Annotated in this window: 23 protein-coding genes; 17 read left to right on the forward strand and 6 right to left on the reverse strand. The window is 56.3% G+C overall.

All coding sequences use genetic code 11. The annotated features are described in order from the left end of the window. The first annotated feature begins 64 nt into the window (after positions 1 to 64). From IFT84_RS10500 to IFT84_RS10510, 3 genes are read left to right on the forward strand one after another with little or no spacing between them, the layout of a single operon-like run. Complete coding sequence (locus tag IFT84_RS10500) at positions 65 to 1,009, forward strand: glycosyltransferase (protein WP_342212858.1); 945 nt, start codon at positions 65 to 67, stop codon at positions 1,007 to 1,009. Then, positions 991 to 2,271, forward strand: a complete 1,281-nt coding sequence (locus IFT84_RS10505) for a glycosyltransferase (protein WP_206757404.1) — start codon at positions 991 to 993, stop codon at positions 2,269 to 2,271. The genes IFT84_RS10500 and IFT84_RS10505 overlap by 19 nt, the downstream gene beginning before the upstream one ends. Beyond that, positions 2,268 to 3,065 (forward strand): glycosyltransferase family 25 protein, encoded by a 798-nt coding sequence (locus tag IFT84_RS10510; RefSeq protein ID WP_192119073.1) that lies wholly within the window; start codon positions 2,268 to 2,270, stop codon positions 3,063 to 3,065. The genes IFT84_RS10505 and IFT84_RS10510 overlap by 4 nt, the downstream gene beginning before the upstream one ends. Here the strand turns inward: IFT84_RS10510 and IFT84_RS10515 are convergent, their stop codons facing one another. Then, complete coding sequence (locus IFT84_RS10515) at positions 3,066 to 3,533, reverse strand: winged helix-turn-helix transcriptional regulator (RefSeq protein ID WP_192119075.1); 468 nt, start codon at positions 3,531 to 3,533, stop codon at positions 3,066 to 3,068. A gap of 286 nt (positions 3,534 to 3,819) precedes the next feature. Between IFT84_RS10515 and trxB the strand changes: the two genes are divergently transcribed. The 5 genes from trxB to IFT84_RS10540 all read left to right on the forward strand — a co-directional run bounded on the left by trxB (position 3,820) and on the right by IFT84_RS10540 (position 9,160). Then, a complete protein-coding gene (gene trxB / locus IFT84_RS10520; protein WP_192119077.1) occupies positions 3,820 to 4,833 on the forward strand; it encodes a thioredoxin-disulfide reductase in 1,014 nt (337 codons plus the stop codon). 193 nt (positions 4,834 to 5,026) lie between these two features. After that, the gene (locus tag IFT84_RS10525; RefSeq protein ID WP_192119158.1) at positions 5,027 to 5,923 is read left to right on the forward strand and encodes a LysR family transcriptional regulator VtlR; all 897 of its coding nucleotides are present in this window, start codon (positions 5,027 to 5,029) and stop codon (positions 5,921 to 5,923) included. 325 nt (positions 5,924 to 6,248) lie between these two features. Then, positions 6,249 to 6,560 carry an ArsR/SmtB family transcription factor gene (locus IFT84_RS10530; protein WP_192119079.1) on the forward strand — a complete coding sequence of 104 codons (312 nt, stop codon included), beginning with the start codon at positions 6,249 to 6,251 and terminating at the stop codon, positions 6,558 to 6,560. A 10-nt stretch (positions 6,561 to 6,570) separates the two neighbouring features. Beyond that, positions 6,571 to 7,692 (forward strand): alkene reductase, encoded by a 1,122-nt coding sequence (locus IFT84_RS10535; RefSeq protein WP_192119081.1) that lies wholly within the window; start codon positions 6,571 to 6,573, stop codon positions 7,690 to 7,692. Between the two features lie 169 nt (positions 7,693 to 7,861). Then, complete coding sequence (locus IFT84_RS10540) at positions 7,862 to 9,160, forward strand: NAD(P)/FAD-dependent oxidoreductase (protein ID WP_192119083.1); 1,299 nt, start codon at positions 7,862 to 7,864, stop codon at positions 9,158 to 9,160. On the opposite strand, the gene IFT84_RS10545 is transcribed toward IFT84_RS10540, so the two are convergent. Beyond that, positions 9,140 to 10,369, reverse strand: a complete 1,230-nt coding sequence (locus tag IFT84_RS10545; RefSeq protein ID WP_192119085.1) for a GGDEF domain-containing protein — start codon at positions 10,367 to 10,369, stop codon at positions 9,140 to 9,142. The genes IFT84_RS10540 and IFT84_RS10545 overlap by 21 nt on opposite strands. A 163-nt stretch (positions 10,370 to 10,532) precedes the next feature. Next, positions 10,533 to 11,735 carry a pyridoxal phosphate-dependent aminotransferase gene (locus tag IFT84_RS10550; protein WP_192119087.1) on the reverse strand — a complete coding sequence of 401 codons (1,203 nt, stop codon included), beginning with the start codon at positions 11,733 to 11,735 and terminating at the stop codon, positions 10,533 to 10,535. Positions 11,736 to 11,961: 226 nt separating this feature from the next. Between IFT84_RS10550 and IFT84_RS10555 the strand changes: the two genes are divergently transcribed. Genes IFT84_RS10555 through IFT84_RS10565 form a run of 3 tightly spaced genes read left to right on the forward strand, consistent with a single transcriptional unit; the run spans position 11,962 to position 13,442 of the window. After that, the gene (locus IFT84_RS10555) at positions 11,962 to 12,165 is read left to right on the forward strand and encodes a hypothetical protein (protein WP_192119089.1); all 204 of its coding nucleotides are present in this window, start codon (positions 11,962 to 11,964) and stop codon (positions 12,163 to 12,165) included. Continuing rightward, on the forward strand, positions 12,146 to 12,286 hold the full coding sequence (locus tag IFT84_RS10560) for a hypothetical protein (protein ID WP_192119091.1): 141 nt from the start codon (positions 12,146 to 12,148) through the stop codon (positions 12,284 to 12,286). Before IFT84_RS10555 ends, IFT84_RS10560 begins: the two co-directional genes overlap by 20 nt. A gap of 22 nt (positions 12,287 to 12,308) precedes the next feature. Beyond that, positions 12,309 to 13,442 carry a PQQ-dependent sugar dehydrogenase gene (locus tag IFT84_RS10565; RefSeq protein ID WP_446737583.1) on the forward strand — a complete coding sequence of 378 codons (1,134 nt, stop codon included), beginning with the start codon at positions 12,309 to 12,311 and terminating at the stop codon, positions 13,440 to 13,442. 49 nt (positions 13,443 to 13,491) lie between these two features. Here the strand turns inward: IFT84_RS10565 and IFT84_RS10570 are convergent, their stop codons facing one another. After that, complete coding sequence (locus tag IFT84_RS10570; protein WP_192119093.1) at positions 13,492 to 14,598, reverse strand: DUF1176 domain-containing protein; 1,107 nt, start codon at positions 14,596 to 14,598, stop codon at positions 13,492 to 13,494. 111 nt (positions 14,599 to 14,709) lie between these two features. On the opposite strand from IFT84_RS10570, the gene IFT84_RS10575 reads away from it, so the two are divergent. From IFT84_RS10575 to IFT84_RS10585, 3 genes are all read left to right on the forward strand, one after another. Then, positions 14,710 to 15,606 (forward strand): DMT family transporter, encoded by an 897-nt coding sequence (locus tag IFT84_RS10575; RefSeq protein ID WP_192119095.1) that lies wholly within the window; start codon positions 14,710 to 14,712, stop codon positions 15,604 to 15,606. 408 nt (positions 15,607 to 16,014) lie between these two features. Then, on the forward strand, positions 16,015 to 16,230 hold the full coding sequence (locus IFT84_RS10580) for a cold-shock protein (protein ID WP_192119097.1): 216 nt from the start codon (positions 16,015 to 16,017) through the stop codon (positions 16,228 to 16,230). 218 nt (positions 16,231 to 16,448) lie between these two features. Then, positions 16,449 to 16,883: a BA14K family protein gene (locus IFT84_RS10585; protein WP_192119099.1), complete on the forward strand. Its 435-nt coding sequence runs from the start codon at positions 16,449 to 16,451 to the stop codon at positions 16,881 to 16,883. A 39-nt stretch (positions 16,884 to 16,922) separates the two neighbouring features. Here the strand turns inward: IFT84_RS10585 and IFT84_RS10590 are convergent, their stop codons facing one another. Continuing rightward, a complete protein-coding gene (locus IFT84_RS10590; protein ID WP_192119101.1) occupies positions 16,923 to 17,564 on the reverse strand; it encodes an MBL fold metallo-hydrolase in 642 nt (213 codons plus the stop codon). Between the two features lie 10 nt (positions 17,565 to 17,574). Next, complete coding sequence (locus tag IFT84_RS10595; RefSeq protein ID WP_192119103.1) at positions 17,575 to 18,465, reverse strand: branched-chain amino acid aminotransferase; 891 nt, start codon at positions 18,463 to 18,465, stop codon at positions 17,575 to 17,577. Positions 18,466 to 18,658: 193 nt separating this feature from the next. Between IFT84_RS10595 and IFT84_RS10600 the strand changes: the two genes are divergently transcribed. The 3 genes from IFT84_RS10600 (at position 18,659) to IFT84_RS10610 (ending at position 21,260) form a co-directional block, all read left to right on the forward strand. Next, positions 18,659 to 19,108: a MarR family winged helix-turn-helix transcriptional regulator gene (locus IFT84_RS10600; RefSeq protein WP_446737587.1), complete on the forward strand. Its 450-nt coding sequence runs from the start codon at positions 18,659 to 18,661 to the stop codon at positions 19,106 to 19,108. Beyond that, the gene (locus tag IFT84_RS10605) at positions 19,105 to 19,800 is read left to right on the forward strand and encodes a response regulator (RefSeq protein ID WP_192119105.1); all 696 of its coding nucleotides are present in this window, start codon (positions 19,105 to 19,107) and stop codon (positions 19,798 to 19,800) included. The genes IFT84_RS10600 and IFT84_RS10605 overlap by 4 nt, the downstream gene beginning before the upstream one ends. 74 nt (positions 19,801 to 19,874) lie before the next feature. Beyond that, positions 19,875 to 21,260 carry an ATP-binding protein gene (locus tag IFT84_RS10610; RefSeq protein WP_192119107.1) on the forward strand — a complete coding sequence of 462 codons (1,386 nt, stop codon included), beginning with the start codon at positions 19,875 to 19,877 and terminating at the stop codon, positions 21,258 to 21,260. The last annotated feature ends 718 nt before the right edge of the window (positions 21,261 to 21,978 follow it).

Here is a 21,978-nt window from a genome sequence, read left to right on the forward strand (position 1 = left end):
AGTCATATATCACTTGCTAAAGTAGAAAAGAAGGTATTATTGAGCCTGTATTCGGGGGCTCGATGTGACCAACACGCTTATCATCAGCAAAGACAATCAGTACGGGCTGACCCGCGACAACAATTTGCTGATGCGGGCCATGTCGAATGCCTCGAATCTGGAAGTGCGCACGGCCAATATACGGGATAGAAACCTGTTCAATCGCTTCTTTCAAAAGAGGGAAGCAGAGCGTGCCGTCCATATGGAGCGGTTCTTTCCCCATTGGTGCGGCTCGGCGGACACGCACTGGCTGATCCCCAATCAGGAGCGTTTTCCGCAACGACATTTGCGTCGCCTGAAAAAAGTTGACCTCGTGCTCGGCAAAAGCCGTCACGCAGTGGAGATTTTTCACAAGCTCGGCGCGCGGGCGGAATATCTTGGCTACACCTCTGAAGATCGGTATGACCCCACAATTGAAAAGCACTGGGACAGTTTCTTCCATCTGGCCGGCGGCAGTACACTCAAAGGCACGGAGGACCTGATTTCCCTATGGGGAAAGCATCCCGAATGGCCACGATTGACGCTGGTACAGAAAGAGAAAAACGTAGCTAAAATCCTGCCAGATAACGTCAACCTCCTGTCCGGCTACATGAGCGACGATACGCTCAGGGTTATTCAGAACCGGCACGGCATGCATTTGTGCCCGTCACGGGCCGAAGGCTGGGGGCACCATCTGGTGGAGGCGATGTCAACGGCATCGCTGATCATCGCCACCGACGCTCCCCCGATGAACGAGCATCTCACCCATGAGTGCGCATTGCTGGTGCCCTATAACAGAACAGAGCCGCGTCGGCTTGGCACAAGTTTCTATGTGGATATGGACGTGCTGGAGCGCAAGATCCAGCTTGCCATCGACATGAATGTTCAAAGCAAGCGCGCTTTCGGTGAGGCAGCGCGTGCGCGGTTTCAGTCAATTTCCACATGCTTTCAATCCCGCGTAAAGGTCCTCTTTTGCTCGACCAAGCCCTGACAAACACACGGATATTTTTTGACCTTTCAGAGCTTTATCTTCTCTCTCGCGGACGGTTGAAATTCTACGGCATTGCCAATGTGGTGGCCGAGCTTGCCACAGCAATCGCGCAAGGATACCCGGACGTCGTGTTTGTCATTCACGATCAAACCAGCCGGTGTTTTCTCCGCGTAACTCCGGTTTTTGATGCCCAATTGGGCCTCGTTTCCCTGAACCTTCCAGGCAGCGCTGTTCCCTACCGGCTTCAAAGCGTCAGCCCGTATAAAAGCCTTGGTCTTCGGGCCGGTGCCAGACTTTTGAATATGCCGCTGCGCGGACTGAATCGGGTCAAGGCGCTCTTTCGCCCTTGTGGAACGAGCCCGGTCGATTTGCGCAATGGCGTCTTCATCAGTGCCGCCAGACCGAAACTGATCGCAGAAATGCTGCCGGTCCTGCCCGAAGGCACACGTCTGTATACCCTGCTGCACGATGCGATCCCGCTGCACGATTATGGTGAAAACCCCAGCCGGGTGAAGCGCGATTTCCGGGACGATACGGCCAAGGTGTTGCACCGGTCCTTCCATATCTTTGCCAATTCCCGGTTTACATTGCTGGACCTCCAGCGCATGGCACAAACAGGCTTACTGCCACCGCTGCCACAAAGCTCTATCACGCGGCTGGCGCATGAGTGCCGTGACGCCACACATGCCTGCACGATTGCGCTGCCCGAACGGCCCTACGTTCTGGGTGTCGGCCTCACTTTGGGTCGCAAAAATCTGGAGTTGGTGCTGAACGCACAAAAGCTCATGGTGGATGCGGGACAAGTGCCGCCTGTGCTGATCGTCGCCGGTGCCGTGCGCAAAAGCATGTTGAAGGGGCTTTCAGCCGGCAATTACCCAACCGCCGCCGAGCATATGGTTCTCATCGACAGTCCTTCCCAGAGCGACCTCGTTCATTTGTATAGGAACGCGCGGGCGACGGTTGTGCCCAGCCGTCTGGAGGGATGGGGCTTACCGGTGGGTGAATCCCTGTGGCACGGAACGCCCGTTATCACCACACGGTTGTCGTCCCTGCCCGAAGTCGGCGGCGATCTGGCTGTGTATGTCGATCCCGATGACCCGAAGAATCTGGCAAGAGTCTTGGCGACATTTAGCGACGAAACAGTCTATGGCGAATGGAAAGAGCGGATTGCCGATGGGCAAAAAAGCTTACGGCGCTGGGCTACAGTTGCCGACGAAATGCTGACGACCGTTTGCCAGCATCAACGCCTGAGAATTCGATGAAAAATCTTCTGATCAATCTGGATCGTTGCCCGGATCGCTTGACGCGCATGGACCGAGTGTTCGCCGAGGTTGGCCTGACCTATGAGCGCATTTGCGCCATAGACGGAAAGGCCATGAGCGATGCGGAGTATCAGCACTATGCGCCACAGTCCAACGGCAAACCCCGCCTCAGCAAGTCGGAAGTCGCGTGCTACCTCAGCCATATCAGCGCGTGGAAAACCCTTCTTGCTTCGTCCGAAGCAGCCGTGGCTGTCTTCGAGGATGATATCCACCTCAGTCCTGCCACCAAATCAGTGTTATCCAATTCAGACCGGTTTGCGCGCGATGCTGATCTTATCAAGCTGGAAACGGTGAGCACACGCCTGATTCTGGGACGGGAACGTGTCGACATCGTTCCGGGTTATGCCACCCACCGGCTGCACAGCAGCCATAACGGCACCGGCGGCTACATCGTAACCCGCAAAGGTGCGGAACGGTTGTTGGCCGCGAGCCACTCGATGCAGGCACCCGTTGATCTCGTCATGTACGATACGCAGTATCCCGTTTTTCAGTCTTTGACCGTGTATCAGCTAACGCCTGCAATCTGTATTCAGGACCAGATTCTCGACCGCAGCGATCCCCGACGTCTGCACATCGACAGTGTTATCGACATTCAGGAACCGCGTGTTCAGATCAAGCAGTTCCAAGGCTGGCACAAGGTGACCCGCGAACTGTTGAGGCCTTTGATGAAGGGCATGCAAGCGGTGGCGCTCAAGCGTGAGAACAAGCTCTTGCAGAAGGTGCCCTTCGGGTGATCACAACTCGATCAGCCCTACCTTTTTGACCTGCCGGATCGTCAGCATGGTGCGCACGGTATCGACCTGCTCATGCGCGGCCAGCACATCAATCACGAATGTCTGGAACACGCTCAGATTTTTCGCCACACATTGCAGCAGAAAGTCACTGTCGCCGGAAACCATCCACGCCTGACGCACCAGCGGCCAGCCGCCGGTCGAGGCCTCGAATGCCCGCAACTCGGATTCGGACTGATGTTTCAGTCCGACGAGACAGAAGGCAACAATGTCCATGCCCAAGGAACCGCCGTTTAACAGGGCTGTGTAGCCCTCGATAATGCCTGCCTCTTCCAACCGGCGAACGCGGCGCAGACAGGGTGGCGCGGAAATACCGACGCGCGCGGACAGGTCCACATTCGTCATGCGTCCATCGCGTTGCAGTTCACGCAAGATCTTGATGTCTATGGCATCGAGGTCGGCTCGAAACACAAAAATTCCCTTTTCAGATTGAGATCCACCAAGCAAACGGTCCGCCGGATCATCGGGCATTGAATCAGCAACAGCGCAGGCATGCGCAGAGCCTTGTCTCTACACCGGCGCAAGAAAATTTCAACATCGCGCGTAAAATTGTTTAAAACAAAGCGTTCTTTCGCTGTACTGCCGTCTGCTTGGATGAATCGGGCTTGAATAGTGCCTGTGTCCAACCGTAAATGAAGGCAGTCGTCTCTGCATGCAGAGCGGCAGGTAAAAACCGCTCATGTATCAGGATAACACCATGTCAGCCAGCCACACCAAAGTCTTGATTATCGGTTCCGGCCCCGCTGGTTACACCGCCGCCATCTATGCGGCCCGCGCCATGCTGGAACCCGTGTTGATTGCCGGTATGGAACAGGGTGGCCAGTTGATGATCACCACAGATGTGGAAAATTATCCGGGTTATGCCGATCCGGTTCAAGGCCCGTTTCTGATGGAACAGATGCTCAAGCAGGCCGTGCATGTTGGCGCAGAGATCGTCAATGATCTGGTGACGCATGTGGACATGGACGTTAAACCCTTCCGCCTTACCACCGACTCGGGTGCTGAATGGACGGCCGATACCCTGATTATCGCCACCGGCGCCAAGGCCAAGTGGCTGGGATTGGAAAGCGAACCGACCTTCATGGGTTTCGGCGTGTCCGCCTGCGCAACCTGCGACGGCTTTTTCTATCGCAACCGCGATGTCATCGTTGTTGGTGGCGGCAATTCAGCCGTGGAGGAAGCGCTGTATCTTTCCAACATTGCCAAAAGTGTGACGGTGGTGCACAGGCGCGATAGCTTCCGCTCGGAAAAAATTCTGCGCGAACGGCTGTTCGCCAAGGAGAATGTCAGTGTTCTGTGGGATCACGAGGTTATCGAATATCTTGGCAATCCGGCAAAGCCGCCCATGCCAGCCTCGCTGACCGGGGTGAAACTGCGCAACACCAAAACCGGCGAGATCAGCCAGCGCCAGACAGACGGTGTCTTCGTGGCTATTGGCCATGCCCCGGCGGTTGAATTGTTCAAGGACAAGCTGCAGATGAAGCCGAACGGCTATCTCTGGACGGCGGCTGATAGCACGGCAACCAACATGCCCGGCATTTACGCCGCAGGCGACGTAACCGACGATATCTATCGTCAGGCCATCACGGCAGCGGGCATGGGCTGCATGGCAGCGCTGGAGGCGGAGCGCTACATCACAGCCCTTGAAACAGCACCTGCGGTTGAACAGGCGCACCGCGAGGAACAGGCTGATCTGCGTGTTGCATCCTGAAAAGGCACCATTGCACATTAGGTTCATGTAGATTAGCTGAAACAGACACAGTCCAGCCATAGGACTGTCGCAATTGCGGACGAGAAGAAGCCGCACGTCAGAAAACGTAATCTTTACGTTGTGATACGGGAACGACAAGGCTTGGCTGGCGGGACGATACGAAGCCCGCCGGACAGATAGGAGGGAACACATGATGCCTTTGGACTGGGACAAGCTGCGCATTTTTCATGCGGCAGCAGAGGCGGGTTCGTTTACCCACGCTGCGGACAAATTACATCTGTCCCAATCGGCCATCAGCCGGCAGGTCAGTTCATTGGAACAGGATGTCGGGCTGAAACTGTTCCATCGCCATGCGCGCGGACTGATTCTGACGGAACAGGGCGAAATTCTGTATCGGACGGCGCACGAAGTGCTGATGAAGCTGGAAAGCGTTAAAGTCCAGCTGACGGAAAACAACGACAAGCCCAGCGGCAAGTTGCGCGTCACCACCACCGTTGGTCTGGGTCAGGGCTGGCTGACGGACAAGGTGCAGGAGTTCATGTCCATGTATCCGGACATGCAGGTGCAGCTTATTCTGGACAATGAAGAGCTGGACGTAAACATGCGCCACGCCGATTGTGCCATTCGTTTGCGCCAGCCGCTGCAATCGGATCTGATCCAGCGCAAGCTGTTTACCGTTCATATGCATGTCTATGCGGCCCCCTCCTACATCAACAAGCATGGCGAGCCGCAAAATATCGATGACCTCGACAATCACCGGATCATCAGTTTCGGCGAGCCTGCGCCCAACTACCTGCTCGATCTCAACTGGCTGGAAGTCGCTGGGCGGGAATCGGATAATCGCCGGTTGGCGCACCTGCAAATCAACAGTATGACGTCCATCAAACGCGCTGCGCTTTTGGGAATCGGCATCGCCATGCTGCCGGATTACATCGTGGGGCGCGATCCGGGCCTGTTGCAACTGTCCATCCATGCGGACATTCCCAGTTTCGATACGTATTTCTGCTATCCGGATGAAATGAAGAACTCGGCAAAACTCAAGGTTTTCCGGGATTTCGTGGTCGCAAAAGCGCGTAACTGGAATTTTTAGGTCCACGTCTTGCATGGCATTGCGTCAAATGCATAGCAGACATGCACACGACCCCCTTGAAGAATGCCTAGGAAATGATCATATCGCACATAGCTGATGCATTTTGGTGGCTTTCTTTTTCCTCCCAGTGCCACCGCAGCAGCTGTTCCCCTCTGGAGGTTCTATGACCTTCATAACTATAAGGGCCCAAGCTTCGTCTTGAGGCCCTCTTTTTTTGTCTTCATGGTGGCCAAACATCCCGTTGGTTGACATGTCGCGGCGTCGCGCTTCGAATATTTTCGATACATATATTGAATATTCTCGATACGATCTCCACATAGACGACATGGACATCGACAGGATTTTGAAAGCACTTGCCAACCCTGCAAGGATGGAGATTTTGAACTGGCTGAAGGACCCGGCGGTCCATTTCAGCGGTCAACATCTCCCTCTCGACATGGGCGTGTGTGCCGGACAGTTCGAACGGTGCGGACTATCCCAATCCACTGTGTCCTCCCATCTTTCCGTCCTTCAGCAGGCCGATCTTATTATCGGTCAGCGTGTTGGCCAGTGGATTTTCTACCGGCGTAACGAGGACACGATTTTAGCTTTTCTAACGCAGCTCAACACGATGTTGTCTGCGGCCGAACCCCTGTAAAGGACTCTTCATGGCTACTCTTTTCGACCCCATTCGCGTTGGCGACATCGATCTCGCAAACCGCATCGTCATGGCGCCGTTGACCCGCAACCGCTCTCCCGGCGCAGTCCCCAACACGCTGAACGTAACTTATTACGAGCAGCGCGCCACGGCTGGCCTGCTCATCACCGAAGCGACCGCCATTACGCATCAGGGTCAGGGCTATGCCGATGTGCCGGGCCTGTATTCGCAGGAGGCGCTTGCCGGTTGGAAAAAAGTCACCGATGCGGTGCACGCAGCCGGCGGCAAGATTGTTGTGCAGATGTGGCATGTGGGCCGTATTTCACATGTCGATCTTCAGCCAAATGGTGGCAAGCCGGTCGCTCCATCCGCAATTGCAGCAAAGGCGAAGACCTATCTGGTCAATCCTGATGGCTCCGGCCATTTTGCGGAAACCTCGGAACCCAGGGCGCTGGAGCTCGATGAGTTGCCGGGCATCGTTGAAGATTATCGTCGCGCTGCTCGCGCCGCTATCGACGCCGGTTTTGATGGCGTGGAAATACACGCGGCCAATGGTTATCTTCTGGATCAGTTCCTGCGGTCCAGTGCCAACACCCGCACCGACTCCTATGGCGGTTCGATAGAAAACCGCGCGCGGCTTCTGCTGGAAGTGGTCGATGCCGTGACCAAGGAAATTGGCGGTGGACGCACGGGCATTCGGTTGTCACCGGTCACCCCGGCCAATGACGTGTTTGATTCAGAGCCGCAGCCGTTGTTTGATTATGTTGCCAAGGCCATCGGCCCCTACAAGCTGGCTTACATTCACGTGATCGAAGGTGCCACCGGTGGTCCGCGTGATCACAAGCAAGGCGACGAAAGCTTTGATTACGATGCTTTGCGCTTAGCCTATACCAGCAATGGCGGCACCGGTGCGTGGATGGTTAACAACGCCTATGACCGGGATATGGGGGAAAAGGCCGTGGAGTCGGGTGAAGCCGATCTCGTTGCCTATGGCAAGCCTTTCATCGCCAACCCGGATCTCGTTCGTCGCTTCCGCGAAAACGCGCCCCTCAATCCTCAGGATCAGGCGACCTTCTACGGCGGTGGCGCCAAGGGTTACACGGATTATCCCACGCTGGATCAGGCAAGCTGAAGCTTTTAGCGAGACCATAGATATGAATGGACTACGCCGCCGATTAAACTGGCGGCGTTTTCATGAACTCCATTTTTGATTTTTAGCAAAAACATGATAATTTTAGGTAGGATTTAGCGCAAGCAATGTCTAAAAGGCGTGGATCTCATTCACGCAGATGGAGTCTTCCATGACAGTCGAGCAGCGTCATCACATCGTTATCATCGGTGCGGGTTTTGGTGGATTGGAGGCGGCCTATCGTCTGCGCGATATGGACGCTGATGTCACCATTATCGACCAGCGCAACCACCATCTTTTCCAGCCGCTGCTCTATCAGGTTGCAACGTCGTCGCTGGCGACATCGGAAATCGCGTGGCCCGTCCGGCACTTCTTCCGCGATAACAAGAACGTGACCACCCTTCTGGCAACGGTAACAGCGGTAGACCGGGCCAACAATCTGGTTCTACTGGACGATGGCAGCAAGGTGCGGTTTGATCGGCTGATCATTGCGACCGGCGCAAGCCACGCCTATTTCGGCCATGACGAGTGGGAAGAGTTTGCGCCTGGGCTGAAAACGCTGGAGGACGCAACGACAATCCGCCGCAGGATGCTAACCGCTTTCGAGGACGCAGAACGCGAAACGGACCCGGCGGAACAAGCGGCCTTGTTGACCTTCGTCGTCATCGGTGGCGGGCCAACCGGGGTTGAACTGGCTGGCACGATCGCCGAACTGGCTCATAACACCCTGAAAGGAGAGTTTCGCCGCTACGACCCCACCCGTACCCGCATCGTCTTGATCGAGGCCGGACAGCGGGTACTGTCGGCATTCCCTGAAGATTTGTCGGAGTACTCCAAAAAAGCTTTGGAGAACCTGGGTGTGGAAGTGCATTTGGGCAATGCCGTTTCCGTGTGTGATGCCGATGGTGTTGTCTATGGCGGCGAGCGACTTGCGGCACGTACCATTCTGTGGGCAGCCGGGGTCAAGGCGTCCAATGCCGCGCGCTGGCTGGAAGCAGAAGCGGACCGGGCCGGCCGGGTAGTGGTGGACCCACAGCTGCGGCTTCCCGGTCGCAAGGATATCTATGTCATTGGCGATACGGCATCGGTCATGGATACCGAAGGCAAGCCGGTTCCAGGTATCGCGCCGGCTGCCAAGCAGCAAGGCCGCTACGTTGCCGAGTTGCTTATGGCCGAACACGCTGGCAAGAGCGAAAGCGTTTCGCCCTTCCGGTACAAGCACGGCGGAAGTCTGGCCACAATCGGGAGGCGTCTTGCGGTGATCGACTTCGGCTGGATCAAGCTTCGCGGTGCGGTGGCCTGGTGGCTGTGGGGCATTGCCCATATCTACTTCCTGATCGGCATGCGAAACCGGCTGGCCGTTGCCATCAGCTGGTTATGGATTCACACCAAGGGGCAGCGAAGCGCGCGGCTGATAACGCAAGGGAAGGCCGGTGTCGATAAGGTAACATCAGGCGTTTCGGGGGGATAGCGTTTCTGCAAGCCCGTCAAACTGGCGTGGGAATGGGCTGGCTTGTGATTGGGCCATTTCCACACGTGCGGCCGGAAGCGTTTCCATCCGCACGCAATTGCGGCCGCAATATTTGGCGTTGTAGAGCGCGTTATCGGCACGGCGAAGAACATCGGACCACGTCCGGTCACTGGAGCAGGTGATAGCAATACCAAGGCTGATGGTCACGCTCAGTTCACGATCGCAGGCCGGAAAGGGCGTCCTGGACACCGTTGTACGAAGACGGTCAGCAAGCACCATCGCTGCATCGGCAGAGGTTTCCGGCAGATACAGGCAGAACTCCTCTCCCCCCATGCGCGCAAAAACGTCATCCCCCCGCAAATCCCCTTTGATGCGCTGACCAAAGCCATGCAGCACGGCGTCTCCGCATTCGTGCCCGTAATTGTCGTTAATCAACTTGAAGAGATCGATATCCATGGCAATGATTGCGCTCCCCGGCATCGGCTGCGCGGGAAGCTGCGAAAAGAACCACCGACGATTTCCGACATTGGTCAGGGTGTCCGTCAAGGCTGCATGGCGCAGTTGGGTTTCCACCCGCTCCTTGCCAAGGGTGATTGACGACATGGCGATCCCGAAATTAACGAGTATCTGAAGAAAGAACGCTGTGGAAATGCTGGGACCGTAGGACCCCGGCGCCAGAATTCCGGCAAGGCTCCACACGAATCCAAGGCAACTGCCCAGCAAAAATGCAGCCAGCAACAGACGCGACGGAAGCGGCTCGCGCCGGTGGTCTAGCAAAACGTCCGCAACACTGAAAGCAAGATACCCGATGGCCGTGACGTGAAATGCCGTGGCCCGCATCATATTATCGACCGGAAAGTCCGTGATCAGAGCAACGACGATCCACATAGCGGGAATAAAAAGCGCGAACACAATCGCACGATCCGACGTCCGTCCGCTCAGAATGCGAATCCCAAGCCACATGAAGGCATAGCCAAAAAACCCCAAAAAAACATTGCTGTAGGCCCACAAATGCAACGGCAGCAGTCCCGTTTCCCCCAACCCGGCGATTGCTGATCCGCAGGACAGGCTTAGGAAAGAAGCGGCGAGGATACCGAGCCCACGATTGCCAGGGGAATAAAACAGCGCATGCAGACAACTGATGGCACCGACCACGAGGGATGTATTGAACAGCAGCAAGACCGTTGCGAGATCGAGGCTAAACTTCATCAGACAAACGCTCTCCTCATGGTCCAGCGCTTGACGGGCACATCCAAACGGGGCGCTGACCGACCATCACGCACCCCAAAATTATACCATAAGAATTTCTAATTTAAAGTTTACGGATGGATCGACCGGCTGATACCGGTCGCTCCATGTCTCACAAGTGCAATTACTTGCAGGCAGCAGCAAAACGCTGGATACGCTTGCAGGCCTCTTCCAGCAGGGCTTCCGACGTTGCGTAGGAGATGCGGAAATTCGGGCCCAGCCCGAATGCCGAACCATGCACCACGGCCACCCCTTCGGTTTCCAACAGCTCGGTTACGAAATCCTCGTCCGATTCCAGAACCTTGCCGGATGGCGCCGTCTTGCCGATCAAGCCTTTGCAGGACGGGTAGACGTAGAACGCACCTTCCGGAGATGGGCACTCGATACCTGTTGCCTGATTGAGCATGGATACGACGAGATCGCGGCGGCCTTCGAAAATACGCTTGTTTTCCGGGATGAAATCCTGTGTGCCGTTCAGCGCCTCAACCGCGGCCCATTGCGCAATGGAGCATGCGCCGGAGGTCTGCTGCCCCTGAATCATGTCCATCGCTTTGATCAGTTCCAGCGGTCCGGCTGCGTAGCCAATGCGCCAGCCCGTCATGGCGTAGGCTTTGGAGACACCATTCATCGTCAGCGTACGGTTGTAGAGGCCTGGCTCCACCTCCACAGGCGTGGCAAACTTGAAGTCGCCATAGGTCAGATGCTCATACATGTCATCGGTCAACACCCAGACATGGTCGTGCTTCATCAGCACGTCCGTCAACGCCTTCAACTCGTCATGGCTATAGGCTGCGCCCGAAGGGTTGGATGGCGAGTTGAAGATAAACCATTTGGTTTTCGGCGTGATGGCCTTGTCCAGATCGTCCGGGGTCAGCTTGAAATTGTTCTCTTGCGTGGTTGCCACGAACACGGGCGTACCGCCGCACAATGACACCATTTCCGGGTAGGATACCCAGTATGGGGTCGGAATAACGACTTCATCACCTGCATTCATGGTCGCCATGAACGCGTTGAAAAGAATCTGCTTTCCGCCGGTGCCGACAATGGTCTGCGCGGCCGTGTAGTCGAGATTGTTCTCGCGCTTGAACTTCTTGACAATCGCTTCGCGCAGTTCGGGAATGCCTGCAACAGGCGTGTATTTCGTTTCGCCGCGATTGATCGCCTCGATTGCCGCCTGCTTGATGTTGTCAGGCGTGTCGAAATCCGGCTCACCGGCACCCAGGCCAATAACGTCACGGCCTTTCGCTTTCAGCTCACGCGCTTTCTGCGAAACGGCGATGGTTGCGGATGGCTTAACACGGGAGAGAGCGTCGGCAAGGAAGGCCATAATACGATTGTCCTGTCAGGTTTGAAACAGCATATCGCGGCGGCGGCCCGTTAACGGGCTCCGTAGCGTTTAGGTGTATGTCTAAAGAACCCCGTGGTTTCAAGGAAAAACAGTTAACGCGCCCAAATTTTGCCATCACAATTGTCGCGCGTTGCCGCAATTGCGCCCCGATGGCACCGCCTTGCGCCGGTCTATTAGCACCACTGAACGAGCAAGGAGGGACCAGATGCTGTTTGAGGATGATCGCCCGGGCTGTGCTGCCCGCTCCCACACCGACAACGCCCGCTGGACGCTCGTTGCGCTGACGGCCTGCATTGGCATGGTCTTCGGCCTTGTCCTTTCGAAAGCACCGGCACCACCCGCCCAGCCTTCCATTCACCTTGCACTCCAAAGCCCAGCAGAACTGAACCATGTCCATGAGAACCGATAGTCACAAAGCCCGCCCCCTTCATTTCCTGGCCCGTCTTCATACAATGGAGAAAATCGTGCTGGCAGCACTTGTACTGGTCGGCAGCGCTGGTCTTGTCCTGATCGGCACAGGCTATAGTTAAGCAGTTTTAAGGGAGAACAGGAATGAACAGTACGACAGCGGCAACCGGTCTTTTCCTGTTTTCCCTCATGCCAGTGGCAGGCGTCACCGCAGAGACTTTTCCAACAAAAAAAGTCCAGATCGAGGTCGAAACACTCGCAGACGGTCTGGACTCGCCATGGGCTGTGGAGGCCCTGCCCGACGGCGGCATGATTGTGACTGAGCGCACCGGCCAGTTGCGTATCGTCCGCGATGGTAAAACATCTGAACCTGTCAGAGGGCTTCCAACCGTCGCGGTGCAAGGTCAAGGCGGCCTTCTGGACGTGGCGCTCGCGCAGGATTTTGCGGCCAACCGCACCATTTTTCTTACCATGTCTGTCGCTGGCGAAGGCGGCTATGGCACCGCTGTTGTTCGCGGCGAACTCAGCGCCGATGAAAAGAGCCTGGCAGATGTGAAGGAACTGTTTCGCATGAACCGGTTCACCACGAAGGGACAGCATTTCGGATCACGCATAGCCGTTGCAAAAGATGGTAGCCTGTTCTTTGCAATCGGTGATCGCGGCGAGCGCGACCGCGCGCAGGATCCGAAAGACCATGCGGGCTCCGTGCTGCACATCAACGCAGATGGAACGATCCCACAATCGAACCCCCATCGCGACAGCAAGACCGCCCTGCCGGAAATCTGGTCCTTCGGCCACCGCAACGCGCAGGGTATCACCTTCGATCCGGCTGACCAGACCTTGTGGACGGTGGAACACGGCGCGCGCGGGGGTGATGAAGTCAACCAGCCTCAGCCCGACAAGAATTACGGCTGGCCTGTTATCACCTATGGCAAGGACTATTCCGGTGCCGATATCGGTCGCGGTACATCTGCCCAAGGCTATGAGCAGCCCGCCTATTACTGGGATCCATCCATTGCGCCGGGGGCGCTCGCGGTCTATCGCGGCGCGATGTTTCCCGAGTGGGATGGTGACATTCTTGTTGCCGCGCTGAAATTTCAGCTGCTATCGCGTCTTGAACGGGATGAGAGTGGAAAGATCCTTGGCGAAGAGCGCATGTTGGAAGGCGAATTCGGACGTTTGCGCGATGTGACCGTAGCGCCGGACGGCTCGGTGCTTCTGTTGACGGATGGCGAGGATGGGAAGCTGTTGCGCGTTTCTCGTGCGGCGAGCGACTAGAGATTTCCGGTAAACGTGCGCAGCGTTTCCCCGAAAATTCGTAAGCTCTCTAGGATGGTTTGATCGGCCACTTCATCGGCCAATCGCGCGTACCGTCCTCCCCCAGCCCATCGCATTCAGGTTTTTCGCGCTGCTCTTTCAGCGTCAATACGGTTCCAGGACCCTGGGTATCGGTATTGCCTTCGTTCAGTGTCCACACCTGCATGATGCCACAGTCGCCCAAGCCCCGGCCTTTAAAAAAGGCGGTGAGTTCACGCCCGCGAATATCGAGCCCGACATTATAGACCGTGGAAATGACACTCGGCCCCCCGGCAAGCATCGAGGGGATCGACAAGCGTTTCAGGGTATCGCCCTTGCCGCCATAAAGCGCAAACGGCTGGTTATACGCTCCGGCGGTGCCGCAGGGCATGCCGATCAATCGGTTATCGTTCTCGAAGCGAAAGTCAAATCCACTCAAAACCGTTGGTTGGCCCGCTTCGCCCGTACGGCAGACTGCGTTTGCACCGTCAAAATCCACCCGGATGGATTGAGGGAGTTGATCAAGCGACGTAATATCGCGAACGGGTGCAGAGGCAGGCGGTGGGTTGCTGCCCTTGGCGCGCAACGCGTCGTCCCGCCCCGTTCGTCCCTGCACATCGTCCACGCGCAAAAGGCTGGCCGTGAAACCCGACAGCGGGAGTTCATAGGCGGCTGAACCGCCCTTGCCCCGCATCAGCACTTTCATGGTCTTGCCGTCCTGCATGCTGCTCAACAGTCGCGTCATGCCGGACACATCGCCATAGACGAACATCTGGTGTTCCGGCTCCAGTCGTAAATCCTTGACCGGAACGGAAAGCACTTCGGCATCATCAATCAGGAATGCGACAGTCGCGTCCGCGCCCGCCATAGCCAACAGATTGGGTGTTGCGACCAGCTCCAGCGTGACCGGAGCCAAGGGTTCAATGCCCCGCCGCAGCAGCACCGAGCGAAAGCTCGGACTTTCCCATTCGGCATGAAAGGCTTCACAGGTTAATCCATTGCTGCAGGATACCACCCAATCGCGGAACTGCTGATAAACGGAGGCCGATGCCGGGGCTGCACCCATGGCCGCCACGACACCCGCCACGCAAGCGGCGACCGTCGGGCATCCCGAAGCCTTGCCTAAAATAGATTTCATTGCTAGCAACTCACGGGCGCATTTACAGACAAGGCCGTCATCACTCATCCTCTTGCGATATCCTTATCCCAACAGTTCCCGATTTCAAGCTTCTCCGGCAAAGGTAAGTTTATGACACGCATTCAGGCCAATCTTTTTCTGCTGATGACGGGAGCGATCTGGGGTGCGGGCTTCGTTGCACAATCGACCGCCATGGAATCGATGGGACCGCTCTGGTTTATCGCAATCCGGTTTGGCATCGCCACCCTTGTTGCCCTTCCCCTGGCACTTTTTGAAGCCAGACGTGCCACGACGATCATTCAACCTAAGGACTATCGAAACTTTATTTTGATTGGTCTCGCCTTGTTCATGGGGTCCGTAACGCAACAAATCGGCCTTTTGACGACCACAGTCACCAATTCCGGCTTTTTGACCGGCTTGTATGTCGTGTTTGTCCCTGTGCTGACCGTGGTTTTGTTGCGCCGCAAGCCCCACTGGATTATCTGGCCCGCAGCCTGTCTGTCTGCCCTCGGCATTTTTCTGTTGAGCGGCGGGCAGGTTTCCACGCTGGTCGTGGGTGACGCGTTGACAATTGTGTGTGCGGTTTTCTGGGCTTTGCAGGTCATGATGGTCGGCCTGTTTGTGGGCGATACCGGGCGGCCCATGATGCTGTCTACCGTGCAGTTTGCCGTTTGTTCGCTCGCCGGTCTTCTGGTGGCGCTCTTTTATGAACCGATCAGTTGGCAAGCCATCAGCGAGACAATCCCGGAGCTTCTTTACGCGGGCGTGTTTTCCAGCGGTGTCGCATTCATTTGTCAGGTGGTCGGTCAGCGCTATACAACCGCGCCGCAAGCAGCCATTTTCCTTTCCAGCGAAGCTTTGTTTGCCGCACTTTTCGGCATCATCCTGCTGGGCGAAACGATATCGCCGATCGGCTATCTCGGCTGCGCCATCCTGTTTGCCGCCATGCTGCTGGTTGAGCTGGGGCCGGAACTGCTGCGCGGAAAACGTAGGACCGTACTGGAATAGTTATACTTATAGAATGCCTGAAAACTAAGGGGTGCCTGGCTGCAACCCAATGCCTACGTCAAAAGACGTAGAAGCGTGCGACGGGTTTCAAGCCTTATGAAAAACAGGTTCAGTAAGAGCGTAACAGCAGGAAAAGTTTTTCTTGCCAAGACAGGCTAAAGCCTACAATCTTAACTTGCTCGGGCAACGTGCGAACTCGGGGAAACCTAGAACTTTCTGCAATTCGGAGGCGCGAGGCTCTGGATAGCCAATGTGAAGCGACTGAGGTGGGTCAGGCAACAGATTGGCAGCGGCGGGATGGGCGTCCCACCGAATAAAGACATGCCTGCGCCCAACACGCTCCTGCGAGGGGGCAAACTGAACTTGCCGTCCAAGGAGATGGTGGACGGAATTAAAAGGACCTGACGCATGGCCGAGACTGGCATTGTAAAATTCTTCAACTCCGACAAGGGCTTCGGCTTTATTAAGCCGGACAATGGCGGGGCTGATATCTTTGTTCATATTTCAGCCGTGCAGGCATCCGGACTGAACGAACTGGCCGAAAACCAGAAAGTCAGCTTCGAGACAGAGCCAGACCGTCGCGGCAAGGGCCCGAAGGCTGTAAACCTGCAAATTGCCGGTTGAACTGAGCTCGTCGCATCAAATGTGCAGCGGGTGGACCGGCACAATGCGCGACAACCAGAGCTGAAACTGCTCGATACGTTTTGAATCTGAAAAACCCCGTTACCCCCCAAATCTGGGATAACGGGGTTTTTTATTCAGGCTGTATTCAGTTTCGCCGCATTATGGTGGTGTCATCATGAAGGACGGATGTGATCCGGACCATGCACAGGATATAAGCCATGAACAAGTTCATTAAAGCAGCTGTTCTGACGGTCGCGGCAGCCGCCAGCGTTCTGCCTACACTTTCCACCGCCCAAGCGGACGACTGGGGCCGTAGAGGCTACTATCGCCACGATCGTCACAGAGGCGGCGATGCCGCAGCATTGGGTGCGCTCGGTCTTGCCACCGGCTTGATCGTCGGCGGTGCTATTGCCAACAACCAGCCGCGCGGTCGCGTCTATATCGACCCACCCTATGATGATGGATATTACGAAGAGCGCCGCGTTTACCGTCGCCCGCCACCGCCGCCAATCCGCCGGGTCTATCAGGGCTCGCTGGAGCCGTGGACGGGCCCGTGGTACCGCTATTGCTCGCAGCGTTACCGGTCGTTCGATCCCGGCTCAGGTACATTCGTTGGCTATGATGGACGTTCCTACTTCTGCACAGCAGGCTGATCATTACGAAAACGCGGGTCTCAGGCCCGCGTTTTTTGTTTAAAGTCCACGTAGATACGGATTGGTCCGGCGCTCATCACCAATCTTGCTGCCGGGTCCGTGGCCGCATATAAAGCCCACATCATCACCCAGCGGCAGAACCTTGTCGCGGATTGAATCCAGCAGTTGCTGATGATTGCCACCCGGCAGGTCCGTTCGACCGATGGAGCCTCTGAACAACACGTCGCCGAGATGCGCAAACTTTTGCGCCCGATGAAAGTAGATCACATGGCCGGGCGCATGGCCCGGGCAATGGTAGACCTCGAAGACATGGGTGCCGAGCGAGACAGTATCACCATCGTTCAGCCACCGGTCCGGCATCACATTTTGCATAAGGCCCGGCATATTATAGGCCTGAGCCTGTGTTTCGATGCGCTGCAACAGCGGCAGGTCATCCTCATGCGGGCCAATAATATCGACGCTCAGCTTTTCCTTCAGCTCTTTAGCGCCACCTGCGTGGTCCAGATGCCCATGGGTAAGCCAAATGGCTGTGATCGTCAGCCCATGCTCGCGAATGGTCTCGAGGATGAGATCCACATCGCCACCGGGATCAACGACCACGCCCTCTTTGGTATCCGCGTCATACAGCACTGTGCAGTTCTGTTGAAACGGCGTAACCGGGATAATACCCGCCTGTAACATGGTCTTTACCTTACTCGGCAGCTTCCGCCACAGGATAGACTTCTTTCATATAATCGTTCATCAGCGTTTCGCTGATTGTGCCGGGCACGAACGTGTACGGCCCGACCTCGGACACCGGCGTGACCTCCGCTGCCGATCCGGTCAGGAAGCATTCGGAGAAATCAGCCATTTCTTCCGGCTGAATGGCGCGTTCAACCACTTCAAAACCCCGGCGTTTGGCAAGCTCAATCACGGTGCGGCGCGTGATCCCATCCAGGAAGCAATCAGGCGTCGGCGTATGGATCACGCCGTCCTTGACGAAGAACACATTCGCACCGGTCGCCTCGGCCACCAGCCCGCGATAGTCCAGCATCAGCGCATCCGCATAGCCCTTTGCTTCCGCTGCGTGTTTGGAAATTGTGCAGATCATATACAAACCCGCGGCCTTGGATTTCGACGGTGCCGTACGCGGGTCGGGGCGGCGATATTCGGCCAGATCGAGACGGATGCCCTTCAGCTTTTCAGCCGGATTGAAATAGCTGCCCCACTGCCAGATGGCGATCGCGACATTGATGCGGTTGTTCTGCGCGGACACACCCATCATCTCGCTGCCCCGCCACGCAATCGGGCGCACATAAGCCTCGGAAAATCCCTGACGCTTCAGCAGTTCAACTGACGCAGCATCCAGTTCTTCCACTGAATAGGGGATGGTAAAGCCCAAAATCTGGGCCGACTGGTGCAGGCGCTCGGTGTGATCGCGCAGCTTGAAAATGCGACCACCATAGGCGCGTTCGCCTTCAAACACAGCACTGGCATAGTGGAGACCATGCGTCAGCACATGGATTTTTGCGTCTGCCCACGCCACGAACTCGCCATTGAACCAGATTTGTCCGTCCATTTGATCGAATGGGACCGATGCCATGCTGTCTCCTCCTTGCGCATAGGCGCATCTGCGGTATGAAGCGGCGCGAAACGCGCACCATATTTGCGTTAAACGCTAGCAATGGCTAAAAAACATGTCAACATGACTGACATTGTTTTTAGGTCTCGCGACCGGAGAAGAAAGGAATAGACGCTTGAAGGCAGACAAAGAGACCCCTGTCAGCGCGCCCTTGATGACCGAGGCGATGACCGGCCGCGATGTCAGCGAACATGAGATTATTGAACTTATGTTTTTCGCCTATCGTGACTTCATCTCCGACCCTGATGCGATCCTGTCTGAAAGCGGTTTTGGACGGGCCCATCACCGTGTTGTGTACTTTATCAATCGCGATCCCGGCATGACGGTCGCGGCCCTCTTGGATACGCTGCAAATCACCAAGCAGAGCCTTGCCCGTGTGCTGAAAGAGTTGATTGACTCCGGCTATATCGAACAATTGGCTGGCGAGCAGGACCGTCGCCAGCGGCGGCTATACCCCACGCAAGCGGGCCGTGCGCTGGCGCTGGCGCTGGCCGAGCCACAGTCCCGCCGCATCGCCCGTGCATTGGCACAAACCGCGCCCCAAGCTCGCGCCCATGTGATAGAGTTTCTGGCCGGCATGGCCAATGGCGGGAGGAAAGAATGAAAGCAGTGCTGACCGATGACGCGCCCCACCTGTTGGTCGTGGACGACGACCGGCGGATTCGCGATCTGCTGAACCGGTATCTGATGGAACAGGGATTCCGCGTGACCGTGGCCGCCGATGCGCCTGAAGCACGGCGGAAGTTGGCAGGCATGGATTTCGATCTGCTGATCGTGGATGTCATGATGCCGGGCGAAACCGGTATTTCGCTCACCGCAAGCTTGCGCACGATTAAGACCGTGCCAATCATCATGCTGACGGCGCTGGCGGAATCCACGGCCCGCATTGCCGGGCTGGAAGCGGGCGCGGACGATTATCTGGCCAAACCCTTCGATCCGCGGGAGCTTGTCCTGCGCATCAACAATATCCTCCGCCGCAATGCACCAACACAGGCGCCAAAAATCGAACAGGTCATCTTCGGCCCGTTTACCTTTTCCGTCGTTCGCAAGGAATTGCGGCGCGGTGCCGATCACATTCGCCTGACGGACCGCGAGCAGGAAATGATGATGCTGTTTTCCCAGCGCGCCGGTGAAACGGTGCCCCGTCATGAACTGATCGGCGACGAGGCGGATGTGGGCGAACGCACCATCGATGTGCAAATCAACCGATTGCGCCGCAAGATCGAGGACGACCCCTCCAATCCCATCTGGTTGCAAACGGTACGTGGCATTGGCTACCGGCTGAGTGTCGACTGAGAGCATAATCTGACCGGAGTGAAACGAGGATCGACAAGATTATGCCTAAAGACAAAAGTTAGAGCGAGATCGCCATGGCAGTAACCGATTTCCTGCGGCCCGATCTGGAGCGGTACATCAACACGCCGTGGCGTCAATTTACCCGCTGGCTGCGCCGTCACCTACCCATGGGATTATACGGTCGCACGTTGCTGATCATTGTCCTGCCCATGGTCATTCTGCAATCCGTGGTGACTTTGGTGTTCATGGAGCGGCACTGGCAAACGGTGACGCAACGGCTTTCGGCTGCGGTAACAGCTGATATCTCCGCCATCATCGACATGATTCAGACTTATCCCGACCCGGATGGGGACTATGACCAGATTGCCCGCATCGCACGCGAACGTCTGGACCTCAACATCGCGATTGAGCCGACCGGGCAGTTGCCCCCGCCCCGGCCAAAACCGTTCTTCTCAATCCTGGATGAGATTTTGAGCGATGAAATCACCAGCCAGATCCGCAGGCCGTTCTGGATCGATACGGTTGGCAATTCCAAGATCGTTGAGATTCGCATTCAACTGGAGAACCAGATTCTGCGGGTCTATGCCAAGCGCAATCAGGCCTATGCGTCCAACACGCACATCTTCCTGTTGTGGATGGTGGGAACCTCGCTGGTGCTGATTACCATTTCCATCCTGTTTCTGCGCGGCCAGATCCGGCCCATCATGGCGCTGGCGCGAGCAGCCGAAAGCTTTGGCAAGGGCCAGAAACTGCCGGAGGATTTTTCACCGCGTGGGGCCGATGAAGTGCGGCGTGCGGGCCTTGCCTTCATTCAGATGCGCGAGCGCATCGAGCGGCAGATGGAGCAACGAACGGCTATGCTGACCGGGGTCAGCCATGATTTGCGGACCATTCTGACGCGCTTTCGTTTGCAACTGGCTCTGGTGGGCGATGGCCCGGATGTCGACAATCTCAATCAGGATGTCGATGATATGCAGAGCATGCTGGAGGGCTACATGGCCTTTGCCCGTGGCGAGGGTGAGGAAGACGTGGGCGAACTGCGCCTGACCGATCTGATGCATCGGTTGACAGCCGAGGCCGATCTGCGCGGGCATACGCTGACCAGCCAGATGGAAGGTGAAGACCTCATTCGTGTACGCCCCAATGCCTTTACGCGGTTGGTTTCCAACCTCGTGTCCAATGCCTGTCGATATGCCAAAACGGTGCATGTGGATGCCCGCCACAGTGCGAAATGGCTGACGATTACTGTTGACGATGATGGTCCGGGTATTGCCGAAGCTTATCGGGAGGATGTGTTCAAACCGTTTTTCCGGCTGGATGATGCGCGCAATCTCGATGCCTCCGGCACCGGGCTTGGCCTTGCCATCGCCCGCGACATTGCCCACAGCCATGGCGGCAATGTGCGCTTGTCCGATAGTCCAATGGGTGGACTGCGGGCCACGGTTCGTGTCCCCGCATGAGTTTAGAGCTCTGATTTGATTGGCTCAGATCAGAGCTCTAAACTCTTTACTTGTAAGAGTTGGATTCGAAAAAGGTTCAACGATATCGATATGCGTTCATGTACGACCCAGTAATAGACGCAACACTGCGTCTAATCTTTGCGGGAGTAGGAGATCGTGCTCGGGTCATTCGGAAGCCATTTCACTATTGATCGATCGAAGCTTCCAGCTTCCGCTTGAAGCGCGGAGAGTATAAAGTCTGGAGTGATCGACGGACGGTAACCACGCCGACGCTCTCGTAGAACAATTCACTCGAGCAATGAAGCTTATACAAATTGTCAGTCAGCACACGCCTACTTGTAGTCAGCGATATATACGGTTTTCCTGGCGAAGCATTCGTAAACTCCCAACTAGGCCAATCTGCTCATTTGAGTCTGACTCTGGGCCACCTATGCGGTGTTCCAGAAGCTGCCGGTGAAGAACTGCATAAGCGCCTTTTTAGAGATAACGCAATAACACATGTAACAACAGTCTTACGGGATCTGAGCTCGCGTGGAGACATAGGAATCGGCTTCAGCGCTGGAGGCACAGCATTATGGAGGGCGGTGCAGAATGGAATGGAACTCCGTGCACTCATATGTATATCATCGACTAGATTGCGTTATGAGGAGGACGGACTAGGGCGTGTCGTCAGTTGAGTGAAATGACCGCAGCGATGAGCTGCACGGCTCCGAGAAAA

The sequence above is a fragment of the Rhizobium sp. CFBP 8762 genome, from assembly GCF_014841565.1.
Lineage (GTDB): Bacteria > Pseudomonadota > Alphaproteobacteria > Rhizobiales > Rhizobiaceae > CFBP-8762.